The sequence below is a fragment of the Pantoea sp. UBA7232 genome (genome assembly GCF_002473195.1).
GTDB lineage: Bacteria > Pseudomonadota > Gammaproteobacteria > Enterobacterales > Enterobacteriaceae > Pantoea > Pantoea eucrina.
In genome coordinates, this window is record NZ_DKTK01000008.1 from 1 (window position 1) to 22546 (window position 22546).

At 57.2% G+C, this 22546-nt stretch carries 15 protein-coding genes; 7 read left to right on the forward strand and 8 right to left on the reverse strand.

Annotation, left to right across the window (positions count from 1 at the left end; genetic code table 11):
- Nucleotides 1–255: 255 nt before the first annotated feature.
- From B4056_RS07940 to B4056_RS07950, 3 genes are all read left to right on the forward strand, one after another.
- Entirely contained in the window at nt 256–657 is a 402-nt protein-coding gene (locus tag B4056_RS07940; protein ID WP_071668305.1) for an H-NS family nucleoid-associated regulatory protein, read from the forward strand.
- A gap of 219 nt (nt 658–876) precedes the next feature.
- A complete protein-coding gene (locus B4056_RS07945; RefSeq protein WP_288654340.1) occupies nt 877–2025 on the forward strand; it encodes an amidohydrolase in 1149 nt (382 codons plus the stop codon).
- A 519-nt stretch (nt 2026–2544) separates the two neighbouring features.
- On the forward strand, nt 2545–6273 hold the full coding sequence (locus B4056_RS07950; protein WP_288654342.1) for an FAD-dependent oxidoreductase: 3729 nt from the start codon (nt 2545–2547) through the stop codon (nt 6271–6273).
- Nucleotides 6274–6308: 35 nt separating this feature from the next.
- On the opposite strand, the gene B4056_RS07955 is transcribed toward B4056_RS07950, so the two are convergent.
- Together B4056_RS07955 and B4056_RS07960 are read right to left on the reverse strand one after the other, a co-directional pair.
- Nucleotides 6309–7502 (reverse strand): glycoside hydrolase family 5 protein, encoded by a 1194-nt coding sequence (locus B4056_RS07955; RefSeq protein WP_223811795.1) that lies wholly within the window; start codon nt 7500–7502, stop codon nt 6309–6311.
- A gap of 103 nt (nt 7503–7605) precedes the next feature.
- Nucleotides 7606–8511, reverse strand: a complete 906-nt coding sequence (locus B4056_RS07960; protein ID WP_288654345.1) for a MurR/RpiR family transcriptional regulator — start codon at nt 8509–8511, stop codon at nt 7606–7608.
- Between the two features lie 345 nt (nt 8512–8856).
- Here B4056_RS07960 and B4056_RS07965 point away from each other — a divergent pair, with 345 nt between their 5' ends.
- Nucleotides 8857–10983, forward strand: a complete 2127-nt coding sequence (locus B4056_RS07965; RefSeq protein WP_288654347.1) for a TonB-dependent siderophore receptor — start codon at nt 8857–8859, stop codon at nt 10981–10983.
- Nucleotides 10973–12100: an ABC transporter substrate-binding protein gene (locus B4056_RS07970; protein ID WP_094110860.1), complete on the forward strand. Its 1128-nt coding sequence runs from the start codon at nt 10973–10975 to the stop codon at nt 12098–12100. Before B4056_RS07965 ends, B4056_RS07970 begins: the two co-directional genes overlap by 11 nt.
- A 2-nt stretch (nt 12101–12102) precedes the next feature.
- Here the strand turns inward: B4056_RS07970 and B4056_RS07975 are convergent, their stop codons facing one another.
- The 4 genes from B4056_RS07975 to fdhF are packed head-to-tail and all read right to left on the reverse strand — an operon-like array spanning nt 12103 to nt 17875.
- Nucleotides 12103–13050 carry a cytochrome d ubiquinol oxidase subunit II gene (locus B4056_RS07975; RefSeq protein WP_158530709.1) on the reverse strand — a complete coding sequence of 316 codons (948 nt, stop codon included), beginning with the start codon at nt 13048–13050 and terminating at the stop codon, nt 12103–12105.
- A gap of 7 nt (nt 13051–13057) precedes the next feature.
- Complete coding sequence (locus tag B4056_RS07980) at nt 13058–14425, reverse strand: cytochrome ubiquinol oxidase subunit I (RefSeq protein WP_071668299.1); 1368 nt, start codon at nt 14423–14425, stop codon at nt 13058–13060.
- On the reverse strand, nt 14418–14903 hold the full coding sequence (locus B4056_RS07985; RefSeq protein ID WP_040113859.1) for a DUF1641 domain-containing protein: 486 nt from the start codon (nt 14901–14903) through the stop codon (nt 14418–14420). Before B4056_RS07985 ends, B4056_RS07980 begins: the two co-directional genes overlap by 8 nt.
- On the reverse strand, nt 14903–17875 hold the full coding sequence (gene fdhF, locus B4056_RS07990; protein WP_094110888.1) for a formate dehydrogenase subunit alpha: 2973 nt from the start codon (nt 17873–17875) through the stop codon (nt 14903–14905). The genes B4056_RS07985 and fdhF overlap by 1 nt, the downstream gene beginning before the upstream one ends.
- Before the next feature lie 303 nt (nt 17876–18178).
- On the opposite strand from fdhF, the gene B4056_RS07995 reads away from it, so the two are divergent.
- Together B4056_RS07995 and B4056_RS08000 are read left to right on the forward strand one after the other, a co-directional pair.
- The gene (locus B4056_RS07995) at nt 18179–19072 is read left to right on the forward strand and encodes an SDR family oxidoreductase (RefSeq protein ID WP_040113858.1); all 894 of its coding nucleotides are present in this window, start codon (nt 18179–18181) and stop codon (nt 19070–19072) included.
- 76 nt (nt 19073–19148) lie between these two features.
- Complete coding sequence (locus B4056_RS08000; RefSeq protein WP_113655243.1) at nt 19149–20963, forward strand: glycoside hydrolase family 15 protein; 1815 nt, start codon at nt 19149–19151, stop codon at nt 20961–20963.
- A gap of 55 nt (nt 20964–21018) precedes the next feature.
- Here the strand turns inward: B4056_RS08000 and B4056_RS08005 are convergent, their stop codons facing one another.
- Entirely contained in the window at nt 21019–21651 is a 633-nt protein-coding gene (locus B4056_RS08005; protein ID WP_094110858.1) for a hypothetical protein, read from the reverse strand.
- Nucleotides 21652–21764: 113 nt separating this feature from the next.
- Nucleotides 21765–22472, reverse strand: coding sequence for an OBAP family protein (locus B4056_RS08010; RefSeq protein ID WP_052246560.1), 708 nt, complete (start codon nt 22470–22472; stop codon nt 21765–21767).
- Nucleotides 22473–22546 lie beyond the last annotated feature (74 nt).

Below are 22546 nucleotides of genomic sequence, written 5' to 3' on the forward strand. Positions count from 1 at the left end.
GGTCGCATTAATGCGACCCCTGTCGTATTGATGCGACCCTGGCGTACTGCCGGTAGCGTGACCACTTTATAAATTCTGGTGTCCGTTAAATATTCAGTTTGCGGCTAATAAATTTCTGATGCAGGTGATAACTCAATGAGTTTGATAATTGTGCGATATAGCTGATTTAACGCCATGATGCATATTTTAATTTGAGAAAAAATATCGTAGAATGCGCGCTTTCAAATTTTCACATCAGTAATAAGGGTTATATTCATGAGCGATGCACTAAAGGCATTGAATAATCTTCGTACACTGCGTGCTCAGACGCGTGATATTGAAGTAGCGGTATTAAATGAGATGCTGGAAAAGCTCGCTGTGGTCGTTGCAGAACGCCGTGAAGAAGCTGAAGCAGATAATGCTGCTCAGCGCGAAAAAGCAGAAAAACTGGCGTTATACAAAGAGATGCTGATGAATGATGGCATCGATATTAGTGAACTTGCGCAATTAAACCAGGCAGAAACTAAACCTAAAGCCAAACGCGCGCCGCGTCCGGCTAAGTATAAATATACCGATGAAGAAGGTAATGAAAAGCAGTGGACCGGTCAGGGCCGCACGCCTTCTCCGATTAAGAGTGCTATTGATGCCGGCGCATCGCTGGACGATTTTTTAATCTGATTAGCTGACACGCATATTTCCCAGCCTCATTTCCCCGGGGCTGGTTTCGCCACTCTTCCTGCCCTTCTTTATAACCCTGAACCGATCAGCCGCTGCTGTTATTCACTTATTGCAATATCATTGCGGGTATTGAGATATAACGCTCACTCGTTCTGCTGTTACCTTCCCCGGATAACGTGCTGCACGCCGCGCAGCGTAATCGTGAGAAAGGAACAAACTATGTCGCCGTCAGAATTAACGCAGTTAACAGAACAGCTGGTCGCTTTCCGGCAGGAGCTGCACCGTTTCCCGGAGCTGTCAAACCAGGAATTTGCCACCACACAACGCATTCGTGAGCAGCTGGAGGCGCACAATATCCGTATTCTCTCCCTGGCGCTGACAACCGGACTGGTCGCTGAAGTGGGTCCCGCAACCGGTCCGCTGGTGGTGCTGCGGGGCGATATTGATGCCTTGCCGATTGAAGAGCACTCCGGAGTAGAGTTTACTTCAGCGCATCCCGGAGTCATGCACGCCTGCGGTCACGATTTTCACAGTGCGGCCATACTGGGCGCAGCCATTCTGCTGAAATCCCGCGAAACACAGCTGGCTGGACAGGTGCGCTTTATTTTTCAGGCAGCAGAGGAGACCGGTGAAGGCGCACCCGCGGTGCTTGCCAGCGGTGCTTTGCAGGATGCGTTTGCCATATTTGGTCTCCATAACGATCCCTCTCTGCCGGCAGGTGTGGCGGGCAGCCGGGCGGGCGCCCTGACCGCCGCCGTTGACCGCTTTGCGCTACAGATCACCGGCACCGGCAGCCATGCCGCACACCCGAATCAGGGTAACGACCCTATTGTGATTGCCGCGCACATTGTCTCTGCAGTCCAGACGCTGATCAGCCGTAACCTCCCTTCAGCAGAGAATGCTGTGTTCTCGATTACCCAGCTTCACAGCGGCAGCACGTGGAATGTCATTCCGGAAAGCGCCTGGCTGGAAGGCACCGTGCGCACCTTTTCCGCCGCAGCGCGCGAACGTATTGAACAGCGATTTCGTGAACTGGTAAAAGGTATCAGCGCAGCGTTTGCGGCTGAAATAGCAATCACCTGGCAGGCCGGGCCACCCGCAGTGATAAATGATGCGCACTGGACAGCGTTTGCCCTGCAGCAGGCAGCGCTTAACGGGCTGGACGCACGTGAAATTGCTGCCACCCCGATTGGCGAAGATTTTGCTTACTATCAGCAGCACATACCCGGCGCATTTATCATGATTGGCACCGGTGAAGCCTGGCCTCTGCATCACCCTGCGTTTCGCATTAACGATGATGTGCTGTTGCCTGCTGCACACTACCTTGCAGCGCTGGCCGAAGCAGCTTTTGCTCAGCGGCTGGTTTAATACGTAACGCAATTTTTTCTCTGCAGCCTAATCAGAGCCGCAAAAATTAAACCTAAAAGTGCTGCAAATAAAAACCGTCAGGCGCAATTATTATGCCATTCAACATGTTGAACATAACGGCAGCTTTTTTTTGGATTAAAAAACGTGAAGCGCAAATCAAAAATCGCTGCGAATAAATTATCCTTCGCTGAAATAGTAATTTTTCCATTTTTCTACTGTAGCCATTGAAAAATGGTGTTATTCGCCGAAAAAAGAGAGGATCAGCAGTCAATAAAGCAAAGCATTGGCTGCCGCTTTGCTTTTTTTTCAGCAACTTCACAGGGTTGCTGAAACCCGGCACCTGACTATAATTTCCTCAAACAACCTTTATAAATTTTTACCGCTGCCCTGACGTTGTCGTGTAACCCGCTGGCAGCCTTTTTATTAATCCAGTCACAGCCCTGATAAATTTCAACTAAAGCTGGTCCTGTAATTTACTTTACAGGGCTGCTGTTTTGTCCTGTTTTCCAGGAGAATTAAATGTTGCCATTTTCCAGCTTCTGGCAGGCCGGTTTTGAGGGTGCCGATCATATTAATCCCGCCGGGATTGCACTTGATATGAATGTAATCAATGCACACGACGTGCATATTGCAACGGATTATGCCGCGCTCGCTGCATTTAATATTCGGTCAGTGCGTGAAAGCGTGGGCTGGCGGCTGGCTGAAGCCGATCCACAGCGTACCTTTGCCCGGCTGACCCGCTGCATGCAGTCGGCCAGCGAGCAGGGTATTCAGGTGAACTGGACGCTGAGCCACTATGGCTGGCCGGACGATCTCACCCTGTTCTCACCTGAATTTGTGCCGCGTTTTGCGCGGTTCTGCCATCAGGTTGCGACCTGTCTGGCCGGATTTTACCGTGACGTGCCCCCGGTTTACTCACCGGTTAACGAGCTCTCTTTTTTCGCCTGGGGTATTTCAGTAGGACTCTTTGGTAACAACGCCGATAGCGATCCCGATGCCATTAAGCGGCAGCTGGTACGCGCTGCCCTGGCGGGCTGTGATGCCATTCTGGCCGTCGATCCGCGCGTACGTTTTCTGCACTGCGATCCCGTTATTCATGTGGTGCCGGAGGATGAAAGCGAGCACGCACAACAGCACGCCGCCGCTCTGACGGCCGCGCAGTATCAGGCGTGGGATATGCTGGCAGGGCTGCGTGAACCGGAGCTGGGCGGGTCGCCGCGCTATCTGGATCTGATCGGAGCCAACTATTATCACGGTAACCAGTGGCTGGCGCAGACCGGCCAGCGGCTGGAGTGGCATCTGGATGATGCCCGGCGCATTCCGTTATCCGACATGCTTGCCCGTCTCTCGGCGCGCTATCAGCGCCCCCTGCTGCTGGCAGAAACCAGCCACGTCGGCAGCGGCCGCGCGGCCTGGATAACCCATATTACCGACCAGGTCGCGCAGGCGCAGCTGGCAGGCTGCGATATTCGCGGCATTTGCCTTTACCCGATTATCGATCGGCCTCTCTGGGAAGATATTACGCACTGGCCGCATAGCGGTCTGTGGGATAGCGATTCGCAAAACGTTCGCCTGCTTAACCACGCTTATGCTGCCGCGCTGCGGCAATCACAACGCGCACTCGCGCGTTTTCAGGGGTTTCTCACACCGGCCGCTGGGCCAAAGGAGTTCGCCATGAATCAATCTGTACTGGTGGTATTTAGTCATCTGCGCTGGGGATTTGTGTTTCAGCGGCCGCAGCATGTGCTCTCACGCCTTGCACAGCACCACCGGATTATTTTTATTGAAGAGCCGGTTTATCAGGCGGGTGAAGCAGGATTGCGCACCTCGCAGCCGGCGGCCAATGTCACCGTGGTCGAGCCGCATACGCCGATACACGCCCCCGGTTTTCATGACGACCAGATTGCGCTACTGCAGCCGCTGCTCAGCAACCTGCTGGAGCCTGGCACTGAACCGCTGGTCTGGTTCTACACCCCAATGGCGCTGCCGCTGCTTAGCGCGTTTAACAGCCGCGGGATCATTTATGACTGTATGGATGAACTCTCCGCGTTTGACCAGGCGCCGCGTCAGCTGCAGCAGCGCGAATCGGCTCTTCTGAGCCGCGCTGACCTGGTCTTTACCGGCGGACGCAGCCTGTATGAAGCGAAAAAAGATCGTCACTCGCGCGTTCACTGTTTTCCCAGCAGCGTGGATGCCGGGCACTTTGCACAGGCGCTCGCCCGCAGCAACGGCCATCCGCTGCAGCAGTTTCTGCCTAAACCGCGCCTCGGCTACTACGGTGTGATTGATGAGCGCATGGATCTGCCGCTGGTCACCGCGCTGGCTGACGCGCACCCTGACTGGCAGATCATCATGGTGGGACCGGTGGTCAAGATCGAGCCTGCGACGCTGCCGCAGCGTAAAAACCTGCACTGGTTCGGACAGCAGCCTTATGCCGCCCTGCCGCAGTTTCTGGCGGGCTGGGATGTCTGCCTGATGCCGTTTGCGCTCAATGCCTCCACGCGCTTTATCAGCCCGACAAAGGTTCTGGAGTACATGGCCGCGCAGCTGCCGATTGTCAGCACAGCGATCGCTGACGTAGCGCGCCAGTATGCTGACGTCGTGACAATAGCCGATTCGCAGGAAGCCTTTATTCAGGGCTGCGAACACGCTCTGCGCCAGACAGCTGAACGGCGTCATATGCAGGCTGAAGCGATGGCTGCCGTAGTCGCCGCGACGTCCTGGGATAATACGGTGGCGCAGATGCAGCAGCACCTCTGCGCCATTAAACGTCAGCCCGCACAGCCTGCGACGCAGGCCGCTGCACCCGCTGAACGCACGCAGCCGGTCACGCTGCATCCGGTTGAATGTCTTATCCTCGGCGCAGGGCCTACCGGCCTGAGTGCCGGTTATCATTACGGTAAAGGGGCCGTCGTACTGGAGAAAAATGAGTCGCCAGGCGGCTGGTGCCGGTCAATCGAAGATAAGGGTTTTACCTTCGACTATGCCGGTCACATCATGTTCTCCAACGATCCCTACGTGCTGGAGCTCTACGATCTGCTGCTGGGTGAGAATCAGCACTGGCAGATGCGCGAAGCCTGGGTCTATAGCCACGATGTCTATACGCGCTACCCGTTCCAGTCAGCGCTGCACGGCCTGCCGGCGGAGGTGATTAGTGAATGTGTGCTGGGCGCGATTGAAGCGCGCTACGGCGCGGCAGAAAACGATACCGCCATACTGCCTGGCGCAGACGCATCGCGCGACTGCTGCGCCGACGGCGTGGTAGCGGATGAGAGCTGCATCACTGAACAGCGCGACAGTGAAGATTTTGAACATTTTATCTATCGCGTCTGGGGCAAAGGCATCGCCCGTCATTTTGCCGTTCCCTATAACCGTAAACTGTGGAAAACGCCGCTGGCCAGCATGGAGACCTCGTGGCTGGGCGGTCGCGTACCCCTGCCGGATCTGGCGCAGATCGTCAGCGGTGCGCTTGCGCCGCTGGAGAAACCGGTCGGGCCCAACGCGCGCTTCGGCTATCCGCTGCGCGGCGGCTTTCAGGCGCTGATGAACGGTTTCCTGCCTCACCTTAGCTGTACGCTGGAGACCGGAACGGCGGTAGCCGAGATTCAGCCGCAGTCGCGCAGCGTCACGCTCAGCGACGGCAGGCATCTGCAGTATGACCAGCTCATCAGCACGCTGCCCTTACCGGAACTGGTGCGCCTGATGGGCGCCCGCGCGCCGCAGGCGGTACAGCAGGCGGCTTCTCAGCTGCGTCATACCTCTGTGTGCTGCGTTAATCTTGGTATCGGACGTCCGGCGATCAGTGAAAAACACTGGATTTACTATCCGGGAGACACGCTGTTCCATCGCATCTTTCTGCAGGGTAATGCCAGCCCGCACTGTAATCCTCCGGGCGGATTCGGTCTGACCTGTGAAATCACCTGGCGTGACGATCAACCGCTGCCCTGTGAGGGTGAAGCGCTGATCCAGCGCTGTATCGATGACTGTATCCGGGTAGGCATTATCAATGAGGATGATGAGATCCTCACCAGTAGTATCGTAAACATGCCGTACGCCTATGTCGTTTACGATCATGCGCGCAGTGCCAACGTGGCGCTGATCCGTAGCTGGCTGGCCACGCAAAGTATCCATCTGGCCGGGCGCTACAGCGAATGGGAGTATTACAATTCGGATCACGCTTTCCTGGCGGGCAAGCGGGTAGCAGAGAGCGTGAAAGATCTGCTCAGCAATCGCAAAACTATCGCCTGAGGCGGGGCGTGCCGGGCCGCATGGCCCGGCACGCCTTACTGACCGGCGAGCCGCTTGCGTATCGGCTCAAACTCTTTTGTGGCGCTGCGCGGCAGGGGATCGGGCAGATTTTTCTCTGCCGCCTGCCAGTAGCGCCACGGCACTTTCTGACGACCCAGTTCATAATCCATGCCGTCCCAGCTATCTTCACGAAAGCTATAAAATGCCCAGTGCGCGTCATGGCTGTCCAGCACCGTCAGCACATCTTCCAGGTACCGGGTACAACCGGCCAGCGTGCGCACGCAACCAAACTCGCTAACCACCAGCTGCCGCTTATCGATCCCGTTACGCGCAGCCCATTCAAAAGGGCGTGCCAGATAGTCCGCGACACGCGCCGCATCCCACTGCTGCATATCCTCGCCGAAAGGTACGTAACCCGGATAGGGCCAGGGTTTTTCGCGCCGGGCGTTGGGTGCGCTGGTCGCAGCATAGGGTTCATACATGTGCACGCTGTAAAGTATGCGCGTGTCGTGCAGCGCCTCAGGCCAGTAGTCAAACGCATCGGCGGCGGCATACCAGCCGCTGTCGACCATTATCGGTGTAACGGCATCTGCTTCACGAATAGCGGCTATCAGCGCGGCATAAAACGCCGGCAGATCGCGGCTTCCGCCACGCTGCTGCTGATACCAGCGCGCCATCGCCTCGCTGCTGGCGTGCTCTGCCAGTCCGCCATTTTTTTCCGGCGCGGGCTCATTGATCAGGTTATAGGCGGCGATAGCGGGATGATGGTGCAGAGCAGCAGCCAGATCGTGCCAGTAGCGCACGCTGGCTTCCCACCAGGCTTTATCCTGCCAGAGCCGATCGTCAAATTTTCCCCCGTTATTCTGCGCCCAGCGCATGCCGGGCAGAGAGAGAGGCGTAATAACCACGCGCAGGCCCGCTGCCCAGGCGCGGTCGAGGGTGTGGATAAGCGTCTGCAGATCGCCGGCGTCCAGCCCGCGATACTCATCTGCGTTACCCAGCAAAAAATCGCGTTGCTGCGTGGGCCACTTATCCCAGGAGAGCCGTACCCAGCTGGCACCGTAGTCATGCAGAGCCGTAAAATATTTGCTGTCAGGCGGCAGCCGGTTAAAACTGTTGGCCCCGTGCCGCGATGCTGACCAGAACGCCATGGCGTCTGCCGCCAGGCTAACCGGGCTGGTCAGAACGAGTGTTATAAACAGGGTAATAGTTGTCAGAAATGCACGCACAAGAACTCCTTCTTTTGCCTGCATTTATAGCGATAAAACCGCACCGGCAGGTGTTATTTTTCGTGAAATTTGCGCGCGCCGGATATTCACGATCGGTTCACACTTAGCGTTTAGTACCGGGCTTAAGCGATCGGTTTAGCTCCTGAATCCGCTTCATGGTTTTCACCGTGCGTCCGGCATTGACTGAGGCAACCGACAGGATAAGCATTTCAAGACAGACCAGCACGGTCCCGTGCAGCGGCATGCGTCCTCCTTCCCCGCCGCGTGGTACATTGATCACGATATCAGCCTCGCGCGCAAAGGCAGACTCCATCGCATGCGTCAGCAGAATGACAGGAATGCCCAGCTTTCTCGCCTCCTTTAACGCCGTGACCCCTTCACGATGCGCCGATTTCTGCGCCATCATCACCAGTACATCACCACGCTGCAGGCTCAGCAACTGCTCTGCCAGCGCAATGCCGGTGCGGTTCAGGGTTGTGGCGGGCAGCCCGATACGGCTGAACATACGGGCGCTGTAGTCCGCAAGAATACCTGACGCGTTGATGCCAAAGAGGGCGACCTGACGCGCTTCGCTCAGCAACGCCACCGCCTGTGCCACCGCCTGACGGTTTTCGGGCTGTGCCAGCGCGTGACACGCCTGCTGGTGTCCCAGCAGCACAAAATCGATGCTGGCATTAATATCGCAGGCCAGTTCGCTAACGGTCGCGCTCATCTTTGCCGCAGAGTTAATGGCCGGCCCCGCCCACTCCGCCAGCGTGAGTTTAAGATCGCGCAGGCCCGTAAAGCCCAGCGCCTGTACGGCACGGATCACCGTCGCATCAGACGTTCCCGTTGCGGCGGCAATATCGATAGCCGTCGCTTCCGCCACGCTCTCACGATGCGCATCAATATAGCGGGCGACCGTCTGCAGCCGGGGGGAGAGACTGGCGATACGAGCCCGGCAGCGGTCGCAAAAATGTCTGTCCGGACACCCTTTTTTTTCAGCGCCATGGGCTGAGGCTCCTGACATTACCCGCTGTGAAAGGCGGATATGTTGTAGTGACTGGTCTCGTGATAATGAGATGCGCCCTATTCACTTTACTCACAGAACGAGAAACCTCTTCGCATTTTAATGATTAAAATATTGATTTATAAAATTAATATTTAAATATACCGTCATTAGACGGATTCCGGATAAATGTAGTATTGCCTGCATTATATCCGTTTACTACTACATTCTTTCATGTTTGAATGATTCTCAATTACATTCAAGCCTGCATTGTGGCCGCTGAATGATTATTCTGCCTGCCCGCGCGCGGCAGGTTTTGCCGATGGCTTTATGACGGAACACTCCGTCTTTACCAGGTTTGCTGACATGCTTATTTCCTCTACTTTTGTGCCAAAGGCGTTACGCCCTGCGTTATATGTTGCGCTGCAGGGGCTTATCCCTGTCTCCGTTACGGCCAATGCCGCAGAGCAGGAAATCACGCTCACGGTTCAGGCTGATAGTGAAACCGCGTCCGGCTATAGCGCCGGCAGCAGCACCGTCAGCAGCAAACTGCCCGTTGCGCGGCTTGATGAGATCCAGTCAGTCAGCATCGTAACGCCGCAACAGCTGGAGGATTACCAGGTCAGTCGCCTGACGGAGGCGATGCGCTTTGTCAGCGGCGTAAGCGAAGGTAATACGCTGGCAGGCACGGAAGATGGCTTTGTGCGCCGCGGGTTTGGCGGCAACAGCGACGGTTCGATCTATCGCGATGGCATACGCAGCAGTCAGGGCCTCAATGTCAACGCAGCAACGGAGCGGGTTGAAGTACTGAAAGGATCCGCTTCACTGCTCTACGGCATCCAGAATCCGGGCGGCGTCATCAATATCATCAGCAAAAAACCGCTTTATGAATGGCGTACCGCGCTGAGCGGCCGGACCGCCAGCAGCGGCGGCGGCGGCAGCGGTACGTTCGATATCACCGGACCACTGGATAACGGTTTTGCTTTCCGGCTGGTCGCAGAGCAGCAGAACCAGGATTACTGGCGCAATTTTGGTCGTGATAAACACCGGCTCATCGCACCCTCGCTGCAGTGGTATGGCGAGAAAGCCAGCTTTCTGCTGAGTTACGAAGATTACCAGTATGATATTCCTTACGATCGCGGTACGGCGTTTATCCATAACCGCCCGGTTGATATCGGCTACAAAGATCGGCTGGATGATAAAGCTGGCCACGCCTGGGGCCATAATAAAACGCTGAATACCCACTACGACTGGCAGCTTAGTGACGACTGGAGCACGCGTGTGACGCTGGGCTGGAACCAGCGCCAGTATGATAATAATGAAGTGCGCGTTACCGCCATCGATCCGGACAGCGGGGTTGTGACGCGTCGCGCTGACGCCAATCGCGGTTTTAATCATCAGACAAAATATATCGCCTGGGATCTGACCGGTACGCAGCAGCTTGCCGGCATGACGCACACGCTGGTGGCGGGCACCGATTATGAGATGAATCAGACCTTGCGGGCGCGGCAGTATCAGGGCAAAGCAAATCGCGGGTTTACGCTTGCCGAACCGCATTACGATCTGCTTGCGCCGGTCACGGATGCCACTACCGAGCGCCGCGCAAATGCGCGGCTGCTGAACCGCATTCACAGCCGCTCGCTTTACGCCAAAGATAGCGTAGCGATTAACGATCGCTGGACCCTGGTGGCGGGCGGCCGCTATCAGCATTATGAACAGCGCGCCTCAAAGGGAGCCGACCCAATCGTGCCGACGCTGGAGAGCAGCGGCAACAAATTTTTGCCGCAGGCAGGCGCGATCTACAAACTGACACCGGATATATCGCTCTACACCAGCGTCAGCAAATCGTTCACCCCCTCAACCGAGGTGGATGATGCGGGACGGGTGGGCAAACCTGAACAGGGCACCAGCTGGGAAGCGGGCAGCAAGTGGCAAATCACGCCGACGCTGTTTGCCAGCCTGGCGCTTTACCGCATTAATGAGCGCGATATGTCACTCAGCATCAATGGCACCACGCGCACTATCAACCGGGCGCGATCCACAGGCGCTGAAGCGGAGCTTAACGGGGAAGTGGCTGCCGGCTGGGAGATCAGCGCCAGTTACAGCTATGATATAGCGGAGATCGCTGACGATGGCGTAAACAGGGCCAATAACGGCAACCGGCTGCAGAACGCTCCCCGTCACGCCGGTGCACTTTGGCTCACCCACACGCTGGCGCTGCCCGGCATTCCGGGTGATTTCCGCATCGGGGGGGGTGCCCGCTATGTCGGTTCACGCGCGGGCGATCCGGAGAACAGCTTTACCCTGCCTGACTATACGGTAGCCGACACCTTTATTGCCTGGAACAGTACCCTTTCCGGACATAAAACCCGGCTTCAGCTGAACCTGAATAATCTGTTTGATAAACACTACTACACCTCCAGCGGTGGCAACCTGCGCGTACGCGAAGGCGAGACCCGCAATCTGGTGGCGGAGGCGAGCATTGCGTTCTGATTCACTCTTTTTCGCCAGCCTGCTGCTGTTAGCCGGGCTGCTGCTAAGCCCGCTGGCGCAGGCAAAAACACTTACCGATATTGACGGTCATTGGGTGACAATACCCGATCGCCCGCAGCGTATTGTGCTTGGCGAGAGCCGTATGCTTTACACACTGGCGCTGCTGGCGCCTGATAATCCGCTGCAGCACATTGTGGGCTGGCCACGCGATCTGCAGAAATATGATGCGCAGATGTGGCGCAGCTTTGCGCGGCGTTTTCCGCAAATAGAGACGGTTCCGTCACTTGGCAGCGGTGGCCCGGCGGCGATCAACCCGGAACAGATTATTGCGCTGCGCCCCGACGTCGTCATTTTACCCAGCCTGGCACGCTATGATGATGCTGACGCGCGTCTGCTTGCGGTACTGCAGGCGGCACACATTCCGGTCGTGAAGATCGACCTGCGCGTTCAGCTGCTGAAGAATACCCGGCGCAGCGTGGAGATCCTGGGTGATGTAATTAATCAGCAGGCGCGGGCAGCCGCATTTAACCGGTTTTACGCCGCCCATATGCGGGTCATTGAGGAGCGGCTTGCTGATTTTCACGGTGCGCGCCCTGAAGTGCTGCTGCACCTGCATCTGGGACGCCGCAATGAGTGCTGCGTGACGGCAATCAACGGCAGTCTGGGCGAGCTTCTGCGCCTGGCCGGAGGCGACAACATCGCCGCCCGTACCCGGCAGGGTGTGTTTGCCCGCCTGAGTGAAGAGAGCGTGATTGCCGCGCAGCCTGACTACTACTTTGCTACCGGTTTTAGCGACAATCAGAGCAGTGGCCGGCTGAAGCTCGGACCGGAGATCGCGCCTGATGTTGCACTGCAGAGTTTTCAGCAGCTGACCGGACAGCAGAAAGGGCTGCGCGGGCTGAAGGCGCTGCATAATGGTCAGGCGGGCGCGCTGTGGATGAATTTTTATCTCAGCCCGTGGCACGTCGTTGCAGCAGAATTTATGGCTAAAACGCTCTATCCGCAGCGTTTCGCTGACGTCGATCCTCAGCAGACGCTGGAAACACTGTTTCGCGATTTTTTACGCATGCAGCTGCAGGGAACCTGGTTTATGCGTATACCCGCTGACCAGCCGTAAACTCAGCGCTGATGGCGGCGTTTGAATACCCAAAAGGACCAGCTGTGGTAGGCCAGCGTCAGCGGCAGGAAAATCAGCATGCCGGTCAGCACCACGCCCTGCGTCACCGGCGACGAGGCCTCTTCCTGAATACGCAGCTGAAACGGCAGCAGCCACGGATAGAGGCCGAACGCCAGGGCGATGACCACTGCGCCGACAAGCAGCAGCGTTGTCATCAGCAGCGCCACCATCGCTTCGCGCCAGAGTAATATGGCCTGAAGCACAATCAGCAGCGGGATCGCAATCAGAATAAGCTGGCCAGGCGCGCGCTGCCAGCTCAGCTGCCATAGCGTCGGCTCCAGCAGTATCACGCCTGTCAGACATATCACCGCGCAGGTCCATGCCAGCACGGCAAGTGACCGGGCGCGTTCTCCCGCCGCCTCACCCAGACGCCAGCAGATCCAGCAGCAGCCCAGCAGCAGATCGACTGCCACCACGCCGGCGCCACACAGCAGCGGTGCCAGCGAGAGATCGATCATAATTCCGGCAGGCGGACGCGAAACCAGGATCAGGCCGCTTATCCAGCCGGGCAAAAAGGCTGCGGCCAGCGAACTGGCTATCATCAGACGGTCAAGCCAGACACGCCATGCCCTACTCACCTGCGCGCGATACGCCAGCGCCAGCGCGCGCAGAAACAGCGCCAGCAGCAGCAGAAATACCGGCACCATCAGCGTCTGCAGCAGCAGACTATAGAGCGCAGGAAAAAGCGCCAGCATTCCCCCGGCCATCAGCACCAGCCAGGTCTCGTTAGCATCCCATAGCGGCAGCAGGCTGTGTGCCATCCACTGCCGCTGCTGTGGCGTGTCGAAAGCGTAAAACAGCATGCCCACGCCAAGATCGGTGCCATCCAGCGCCAGATACATCAGCAGTGAAAAAATCAGCACGGCGGCAGAGAGATCGGCAAGCATCATCAGCTCCTCAGGCCGGTGTTTCAACGTGCTCGGCTGCCACGTCGGCATCGTCAGGCAGCGGTGCGTTGATTTGACGCACTAAATAGAGCAGGCCAGCCGCAAAACCCAGCGTATAGACCAGCACGATAGCGATAAAAATGACCAATGTACTGCTGAGCGACAGCGGCGAAAGGCTGTCAGCAGTACGTAACACGCCATAAACCGTCCAGGGCTGACGTCCCATTTCCGTGACCACCCAGCCAGCCAGCAGCGCCAAAAACCCGGCAGGCGACATCAGCGTCAGCAGACGCAACAGGCGCGGTGAATGGTATAAACGACCGCGCCAGCGCTGCAGGTTGGCCGCCAGGCTAACCACCAGCATCAGTACGCCGCATCCCACCATCAGGCGAAACGCAAAAAACACCGGTAACACGGGCGGCAACGCCTCTGCCGGAAACTCGCTCAGACTTTTAATATGCCCGCTGAGGTTGTGACGCAGGTAGAGGGAGCCGATCGCCGGGATCGCCAGTTCAGCGTGGTTGCGCTGCGCCTGCTGATCCGGAATGGCAAACAGCCGCAGCGGCTCTCCCTGACCCGGCGGCGGAGCGTGCCAGCTCCCCTCGATGGCAGCCAGCTTAGCCGGTTGCCAGGTGCGCGTATTTTCACCATGCAGATCGCCCACTACAATCTGCGCCGGTACCGCCAGTAGCGTTACCGTCAGCGCGCTGCGCAGCATCAGACGACTGGCCGCTTCATCCGGCTGACGGCACAAGCGCCACGCGGCTACGCCGCCCAGCAGGAAGCTGACGCTTATTGCCGAGGCGAGCAGCATATGAGCCAGACGCCAGCCAAAGGAGGGAGCAGCAAGCAGCGTCCACGCGCTGTCGGGCAGCAGACGGCCATCATCGGTCAGATGAAAATCAACCGGCGTCTGCATCCAGGAGTTAGCCGCAAGGATCCAGAACGCGCTCAGCACGGCGCCCAGCGCCACAAAACAGGTCACGGTGAAATGGACGCCAGGCTTAACCCGATCAAAACCAAACAGCATCACGCCGGTCAGCGCGGACTCCAGAAAAAAGGCGATAAGCACTTCGTACAGCATCAGCGGGCCTATCACCCCGCCCGCGCGTGACGCCAGCCCGGACCAGTGCGTGCCGAACTGAAATTCCATAACGACGCCAGAGACGGTGCCGATAGCCACCGTCAGGGCAAAAATTTTGATCCAGAACTGCAGCGCCTGCCGCGCTTCAGGGCGCTTCCCCCATAGCCAGCGCGCTTCAAACCAGACCAGGAAAGGCGCCAGGCCCAGCGTCAGCGCTGCCAGCGTAATGTGCATGCCCATGGTCAGCGCAAACTGACCACGGGCAATCAGCAGCACCCACTCCTGACTATTCACGGGTCGGCTTACCGCTGTAGCGGGTAATCGGGGTCTCCTCCTCTTTCTGCATCTCGCGCGAAAAAACTTCCAGCGCCGACAGCAGCGGACGCACACCCTGCCACAGGTCTTCATCATTAAGCAGTTTCATTACCCCTCTGATGCCGGGCGCAGCTTTCTCCTGCTGAACAGACTCGCTCGCTGGCTTCATCGCGACCAGCGCATCGCGCAGCGCCAGCAGTACATGATTAAACCGCTCGGGCGGAATAGTGCTCAGCATCATAAACAGCAGCGAAATGTTCTGGATGGCGTTCTGAGTACCGGGGCGATTCAGCCCGCCGGCAAGAATTTTACCAATGTCGTTGTTCGCTTTAACCACGTCATTGGCGAGACGCAGAAAGCCGTGCTGATGCAGATTCTCCAGCAGCGTATTGAGTGACTCCTGCGCGGTAGGTTCAGTGCGCGCAGGTTCAGGCTGGTAGTCCAGCGGTTCGGCCATTAGCTTTTCTCCGGGTGCGAAACATGTTCAGGGGGCAAACGGTACTCCGGCTGCTGCCATTTCACCTCAACCGGCAGGTGATCCAGCGGCGTGCGCTGACCGTGACGGAAGTTATGCAACGGCAGCGGATGCGGCTGAGGCTGACGCGCCAGTTTACGCAGGCTGACGGCAATCTCTTTGTAAGCCGGCGTGTTCACATCCGGGTCGTGGTGGTTACCGGTCAGACCATTGACGCCGGGTTTGCCATAGTGAATCGGGATAAACAGCACGTTCCCTGCGGCACGATCGGTCACCACCACCGGCACCTCCAGCGCGCCGCGCCGCGAGCGGATTTCAACCCAGTCACCCTCCTGCAGCTGACGCGCTTCCGCCAGCTGCGGCGAGATCTCCACAAACCAGTTGGGTGACAGCGACATGATGCGTCCGCCCTGCCCGGTCTGGTTTGTGGACTGGAAATGCTCCAGCATGCGGCCATTATTCAGCAGCAGATCGTACTCTGCGTCCGGCTGCTCTTCTGGCGGCTGCCACTCAAGCGCATAGAGACGCGCTTTACCATCCGGAAACGCAAATGCGTCGGTATAGAGCAGCGGCGTACTGCTGCCATCTGCTTTCACCGGCCAGAGCTGTGACTGCCAGCCTACCAGCTGTTCATAGCTCACACCGGCAAACAGATCCGCAATGCCCGCCGCCTCCGCCATGATGGCGCCGGGGTTTGGATAGCGCCAGTGATGCCCGAGACGCGCGGCGAGATCGGTCAGAATCTGCCAGTCAGGCCGGCTCTCACCCAGTGGAGCAAACGCCGGGGAGAAGTGCTGTATACGGCGCTCGGTATTGACGAATGTGCCCTCTTTTTCCAGGCTCGGACAGCCGGGCAGCACCACGTCGGCGTAGCGCGCGGTTTTGCTCATGAAAATGTCCTGCACCACCATAAAATCGAGCTGGCTGAACGCTTCATCCACTTTGGTGGAGTTAGCGTCTGAAAAGGCGGTATCTTCGCCGATGATGTACATTGCGCGCAGCTGCTTATCGTGGGCGTGCTCAATCATCAGGAAGTTATCCAGCCCCTCTTCATCAGAGAGCGCTTCCGGCGCAACCTGCCAGGCACGCGCCCACTTCTCGCGAACCGCATCATCCGTTACGCTTTCATAGCCGGGGTAAACATTGCTCAGGCAGCCAAAGTCGCTGGCCCCCTGCACGTTGTTATGGCCGCGCATCGGATAGCCACCGGTGCCGGGGCGACCATAGTTGCCGGTCACCAGCAGCAGGTTAGAGAGTGCCGTGCTGGCATCGGCACCGTGGCTGTGCTGCGTGATACCCATCGCCCAGAGAATACAGGCGCTGTTTGCCTGGCCGATCATCTCCGCTGCCTCGGTGAGCGCCTCCACGCTCAGACCGGTTACTTCACTCGCCATCTCAAGCGTAAACGGCGCGAGCGAGGCGCGGTAGGCGTCAACATCATTAACGCGTTCAGCCAGAAACGCGTCATCTGCATAGTGATGATCGAACATATATTTTGCCATCGCAGAGGCCCAGACCATATCGGTACCGGGCCGGATACGCAGATAGCAGTCGGCGCGCTCCGCCATTTCATGCTTACGCGGATCCACGACCAGCAGTTTCTGCCCGTGATGTTTATGGCTCTGTTTGATGTGCGAGGCGAATACCGGATGGTTTTCTGCAAGATTACTGCCCACGGTGATAATCAGATCGGTCTGCTGCAGATCGCGCAGCGTGCCGGCATCGCCGCCATAACCCACGGTGCGGAACAGCCCCTGGGTAGCCGGGTTCTGACAATAGCGTGAAGAGTTATCGACATTGTTGGTACCAAAAATCAGGCGCGCGATCTTTTGCGTCAGATAGGCCTCTTCATTACTGGCTTTACTGGAGCCAATAAATCCAATTGCTGCGCCGCCGTGCTGATGCGCTACGGCACGCAGCCCTTCCGCCACCCGGTTCAGCGCCTCTTCCCAGCTGGCAGGCCGGAATGCTCCGTTTTCCCGGATAAGCGGCGTGGTCAGGCGATTCGGGCTGTTAACAAAATCCCAACCAAACTTGCCTTTTACGCAGGTGGAGATGCCGTTTACCGGCGCCTCAGCGACCGGCTGCACCTTCAGGATATGGCGATCGCGCGTCCAGACCTCAAAGCTGCAGCCAACGCCGCAGTAGGTGCAGACTGTTTTGGTTTTTTTAATTTCTGTTTTGCGCAAAGCATCATCAATCAGTGAGATGCCGGTTATCGGCTCCATGCCGATACTCTTCTCCATTTTTTTAATGGCATCAATAAACGGCCGCTTTAAATCCTCATCCATGCGGGTAAACGGACCGGCATCGGGCTGCATGGTTTTTTCTAAAAGCGCGTTACACGGGCAAACCGTGACGCAGTGACCGCAGCTGACGCAGCTCGATCCGGCAATCTCCGTCCCGCCATCCCACAATACGCGCGGATGTTCTGCGCTGTAGTCAATTGAGAGTGTCTCATTGACTTCTATGTTCTGACACGCCTCAACGCAGCGTCCGCAGAGAATGCACTGGTCGGGATCGTAGGTATAAAACGGATTGCTGTGATCTTTCGTGTAGGGTTTACGTTCATAGGGATAGAACTGAATCGGCATGTGCATATCGGCTACCGCATTATGCAGCGTACAGTCGCCGGTATTGTGCTCACACACCGTGCAGTAAAGTTCATGGCGATTCAGAATACGGTCCATACCTTCCTGCTGTGCAGCAGCCAGGTCGGCGCCTTCACTGACCACCTGCAAGCCTTCATACGTCCGCAGGGTACAGCCACGCACCTGCTCTCCGTCAGCCCTGACCCAGCAGACATCGCAGCTTTGCAGCGGCGGCAACGCCGGGTGGTAGCAGACGTGCGGCAGTTTTTTTCCCTGCTGCTGCAGAAAATCGATCAGCGGTTGATCCGCTGCGCCACTCAGCCGTTCCCCGTTATAAATAATGGTACAGAGTGCTTCGCTCATTTTCGCCTCGTTGACGACAGTGCTCATTATGTTTATCCCGGTAAAACGCCGGGAATTTATTAAAGTTATTCAATGAGCTTAGAGCTAATTTTCTGCTCTGCAATATTGCCGACTCGCTTATTTTATAAATGTGGACTAAGAGGGGATAAATAATCATTACGTTAGTGAAATTGTAAGGAAAAATAACTTCCCCCACTGCATGGATATTGCACAAATAAAATTCATTCGTAATTTTTTTACGTGACAAATATCACATCTCTGCCAGGCTTATTTTCTACACGTTCACTGTACAAGGAGCCCGTTATGAATTCGTTCACTAACAAAACGCTAATCGCTAATGAATATCCGCAGCCGCCGTTTAACACGCCGTCGCAGGATTTCCCCGGCTTAGCCAGTAAAATGGATCCGCGTCCCGATCACGGTGAAACAAGCTATCGCGGTTCAGGCCGCCTGACCGGACGTAAAGCGCTAATCACCGGCGGCGATTCAGGTATTGGCCGCGCCGTGGCTATCGCTTACGCTCGTGAAGGCGCAGACGTTGCCATCAACTATCTGCCTGCTGAAGAGTCAGATGCGCAGGAAGTGGTTAAGCTGATTGAAGCTGAAGGACGTAAAGCCGTCGCTATTCCGGGTGATATCCGTTCCGAATCGTTTTGCCAGCAGCTGGTTAAAGAAGCCGCTGAAAAACTCGATGGCCTGGATATTCTGGTTAATAATGCCGGACGTCAGCAGTTTAATGAATCTATTCGCACGCTCTCGACGGAAGATTTTGACGCAACGTTTAAGACCAACGTCTATGCGATGTTCTGGATCACTAAAGCCGCGCTGGAATATCTGCCAGAGGGCGCCTCTATTATAAATACCTCTTCCGTTCAGGCTTATGAGCCAAGCGCTATTCTGCTGGATTATGCGCAGACCAAAGCCTCAATTGCCGCCTTTACTAAAGCGCTGGCTAAACAGCTGGCGGAACAGAAGATCCGCGTTAACGCTGTGGCACCGGGCCCATACTGGACGCCACTTCAGGCGTGCGGTGGTCAGCCGGAAGAGAAACTGCAGCAGTTTGGTTCCGGTGCACCGATGGGCCGTCCGGGCCAGCCGGTGGAAATCGCGCCGCTCTATGTCACCTTTGCTGAAAACCTGAACGGCTTTACTTCCGGCCAGGTATGGTGCTCAGACGGCGGTACCGGCACGCTGTAATAGCACATTCTGCCCGATATCAGCGTGGCTGCCCCTGTGGCAGCCACGCTGTCGTTTCAGCTGACAGGGAAGCATGATGAATAACCAGATTTTGCAGTCGCCGATGCGCGAGAAAGGGTTTGCGCGCCTTGGAGATTACGCTGCCATCGGGGAAGGCCGTTCCGTTGCGCTTATCGCACCGGATGGGGCTATTGACTGGTGGTGTGCACCTAATCTCGACTCCGCCCCGCTGTTTGACCGCCTGCTCGATCCGGAGATTGGCGGGTTTTTCCAGATTGTACCCGCAGCCCCCTTCCGCACCGAACGCGCTTATCGCGCTGACAGTAACGTGCTGGAAACCACCTTTATCACCGCAGAGGGTTCAGTCCTGCTGACTGAATCATTAAACAGCACGCTGGCCGGTCGTCTGCCGTGGAGTGAGCTGGCGCGGCGCGTTGAAGGGATCGAGGGCCACGTTGAGCTGACGCTGACGTTACGCTTTGGTACGCTGGCTGAGACCTGCTCGCCGTGGCGGGACTGCACTGAACAGGGCGATGTTTATCATATTGCCGATCTGATGGCGATGCTGCGCACCAGTGACGCGTGGCATGTTACGCAGCGGGACGATGAACGTATCGCTGCCACGCTCAAAACCTCGCCCGGCAGTCACGCGCTGGTTGCTCTGCTGGTCACCGAGCGCGAACCGCTGGCGGTGCCGGATTTAAGCGCTATCGATACCCGTATTGAAACCAGCCACACCGCCTGGTGCGACTGGACGCGCAGCCTGAGTTATCAGGGGCGCTATGAAAAGCACGTGCGGCGTTCAGCGCTGTCGCTGAAATTCCTCTGGTACTCTCCTACCGGCGCGCTGGCGGCGGCGGCCACAACTTCCCTGCCGGAAGGTATCGGCGGCGAAAAAAATTATGACTATCGCTATGCGTGGGTACGCGACGCCTGCCTGATTATCAAATCGTTTGTGTTTCTGGGCGCGCTGGAAGATTGTAAGGCTGCTTTCTCATGGCTGTCGAAAACGATTATTCGTCACGGCACCGCGCTGCGCGCCTGTTATACGCTCGAAGGGGATGAAGTCCCGGCTGAATCTTATCCGCCGCTGCGGGGGTACCACCATTCACAGCCGGTACGCATCGGCAATAATGCGCGCGATCAGCTCCAGCTCAGTATGTATGGCGACATGCTCGCCACCGCCGATTTGTTTATACAGGCTGGTCACATTCTCGATCTCTCTACCTCGCGCATGCTGGGTGAGCTGGCGAATCATTGCGCTGATTCATGGCGTCAGCAGGATTGCGGGATCTGGGAGCTGCCCGATCAGCATCACTATACGCATTCCAAGATGGCCTGCTGGCTGGCGCTGGATCGCGCCGTGGCGCTGGCAGAGGCGAAACATATTGAGCCGACCTGGCTTGAGCGCTGGCAGCGCGAACGCGATCGCATCAGCGAGTGGGTGGAGGCGCACTGCTGGAGCGAGGCCAGACAGGCTTATCTCTTCTACCCGGACAGCGAAGATAAACTGGATGCGGCGCTGGCGCTGATGCACCGTTACGGCAACCAGGTGAATCCTGAGCGCATGCGCGCGACCTATCGCGCTATCCGTCAGGATCTGGGACACAACAGCGCAATGGTTTATCGCTACTCCGGTGTGGAACAGGAGGAGAGTACCTTTATTGCCTGCTCTTTCTGGCTGGTGGAAGCGCTGGCCGCGCTGGGTGATATTCCACAGGCAGAGCAGGCGATGGAAGAGATCCTCGACAAACTTTGTCAGCGTGGCAACGTTGAAACCTTTAATGAGATGTTCGATGTTCGCACCGATGAGTGGCGCGGTAACATGCCGCAGGGGCTGAGCCATCTGGCGCTGATTTGCGCAGCGCAGTCGCTGACGGATCACGGCTGAGAAAAGGCTAACGCCGCAGGCATGAGGGCGGGAACGGAGTCCCCCCTGATGCCGCTTAGTGGCTCAAGCTATACTGTACCGTGAGCTCACCCTTCTTTTCTTTTACTTTGCCAATCACAATGTCACCGATCTCCCCGGTACTGAGCACATGCGTGCCGCCGCAGGCATAGGGGGTCAGTTCACCCCAGCTCACCATACGTTTTCCCGCCTCTTCACCCAGCACGCGGGGGTAGTTGCCCGCCACCAGCGCTGCAGCCCGCTGCATCAGCGCCTCTGCCGTAACCGGCTGAGTCTGATCCAGCGCGGTAAAAACAATGCGACCTTCCCCTGGCCGGTGGTTGGCTTTATATCCACGCCAGCCAAATGACTCTCCGGCATAAGCGATCAAATGACCCGCGGAGTGGTAACGCGAGTGCAGCTCGCGCAGCTCGCCATCCACCACCAGCTCCACCTCGCCTGGTTCAACCGGCCGATCGGTATAGTGTGCGACATTGTCGCCCTCCTGCAGCGCCTGCAGCATCGCCGCGCCGGCAAGGGTTCCGCGATCGGAGGGCTGTCCGCCACCCTGCGGATGAAACAGCGTTTCACTGAGTATGAGACGAAAGCGGCCATCATCCTGCGGTTCACAGCGTAATACCCGGGTGGTAAGCGTCAGCTGGTCGCTGGTGAAATAACGTTTGAGCGTCATAATACGTCTGGTTCCTTACGGCAGAGAAAAACGATCTCTCTTTTTAACCTGGTTCGGGGGCGGCAGGCGAAAAAAATCCGCAGGGCGAACGCTGCGGATAGATTTTGTGGCGATCAGTGCGCCTGATGTACGCGCTGGCAGTTATCAGCGCCTGCGGCCACCGGATGCGCGTCGAGATCGGCGCGCGCCGCACGAATTTTCTGCGTGTCGACGGCAAAGCGCTGGTCACGATCGCGCAGCAGCGCCGGGTTCATCTCTCCGTCGGCGGTAAAGCCCATCATCAGCGCTGGCTCGCCCAGCGGCAGGGTTTTGTCGCGGTCAGTATGCCAGGTGTGCCAGGTTTTTCCGTAGGTATTGACGATTTTGCCCATCAGCGCATGTTCAGCGGCGTCCGGGATGCCCGGCGCAATCAGAGAGCCTGATTTCACTTCATAGCGGTGGCTGTGCCAGTACTTCTTCTCGCCCGCCGGAAGCTGCTTAAACAGCCGCTCGCTGATGATATATTCAACGCCCATCAGCTTGGCATCTTTTTTATTGCCGTCGAAGATCACTGCCTGCATCACATCATCGTTGAGAATGGTAACATAGTGATGCGCTTCCATCTGTCCCTGTTTATCACCACAGTAGTAGTGAAATCCATCCAGATAGGTGTTAATGGCATCAATCGGCGGGCGCGACTGCAGTGCGGCCGCGCCGCTCTCCAGCAGCGCGGTTTTACCCGCCACGGGCGCACCGGGAGCGTTGACCGGTGACGCACTGTTATTCGCGCCGCATCCTGACAGCAACAATACGGTGAATCCACTCAATATAAGATTACGCATAGAGCATCCTTTTATTCTTTGAGTCATAAACATAGTTAATATGAATCAGGATGCCAGCGCAGCGGCGGAAACAA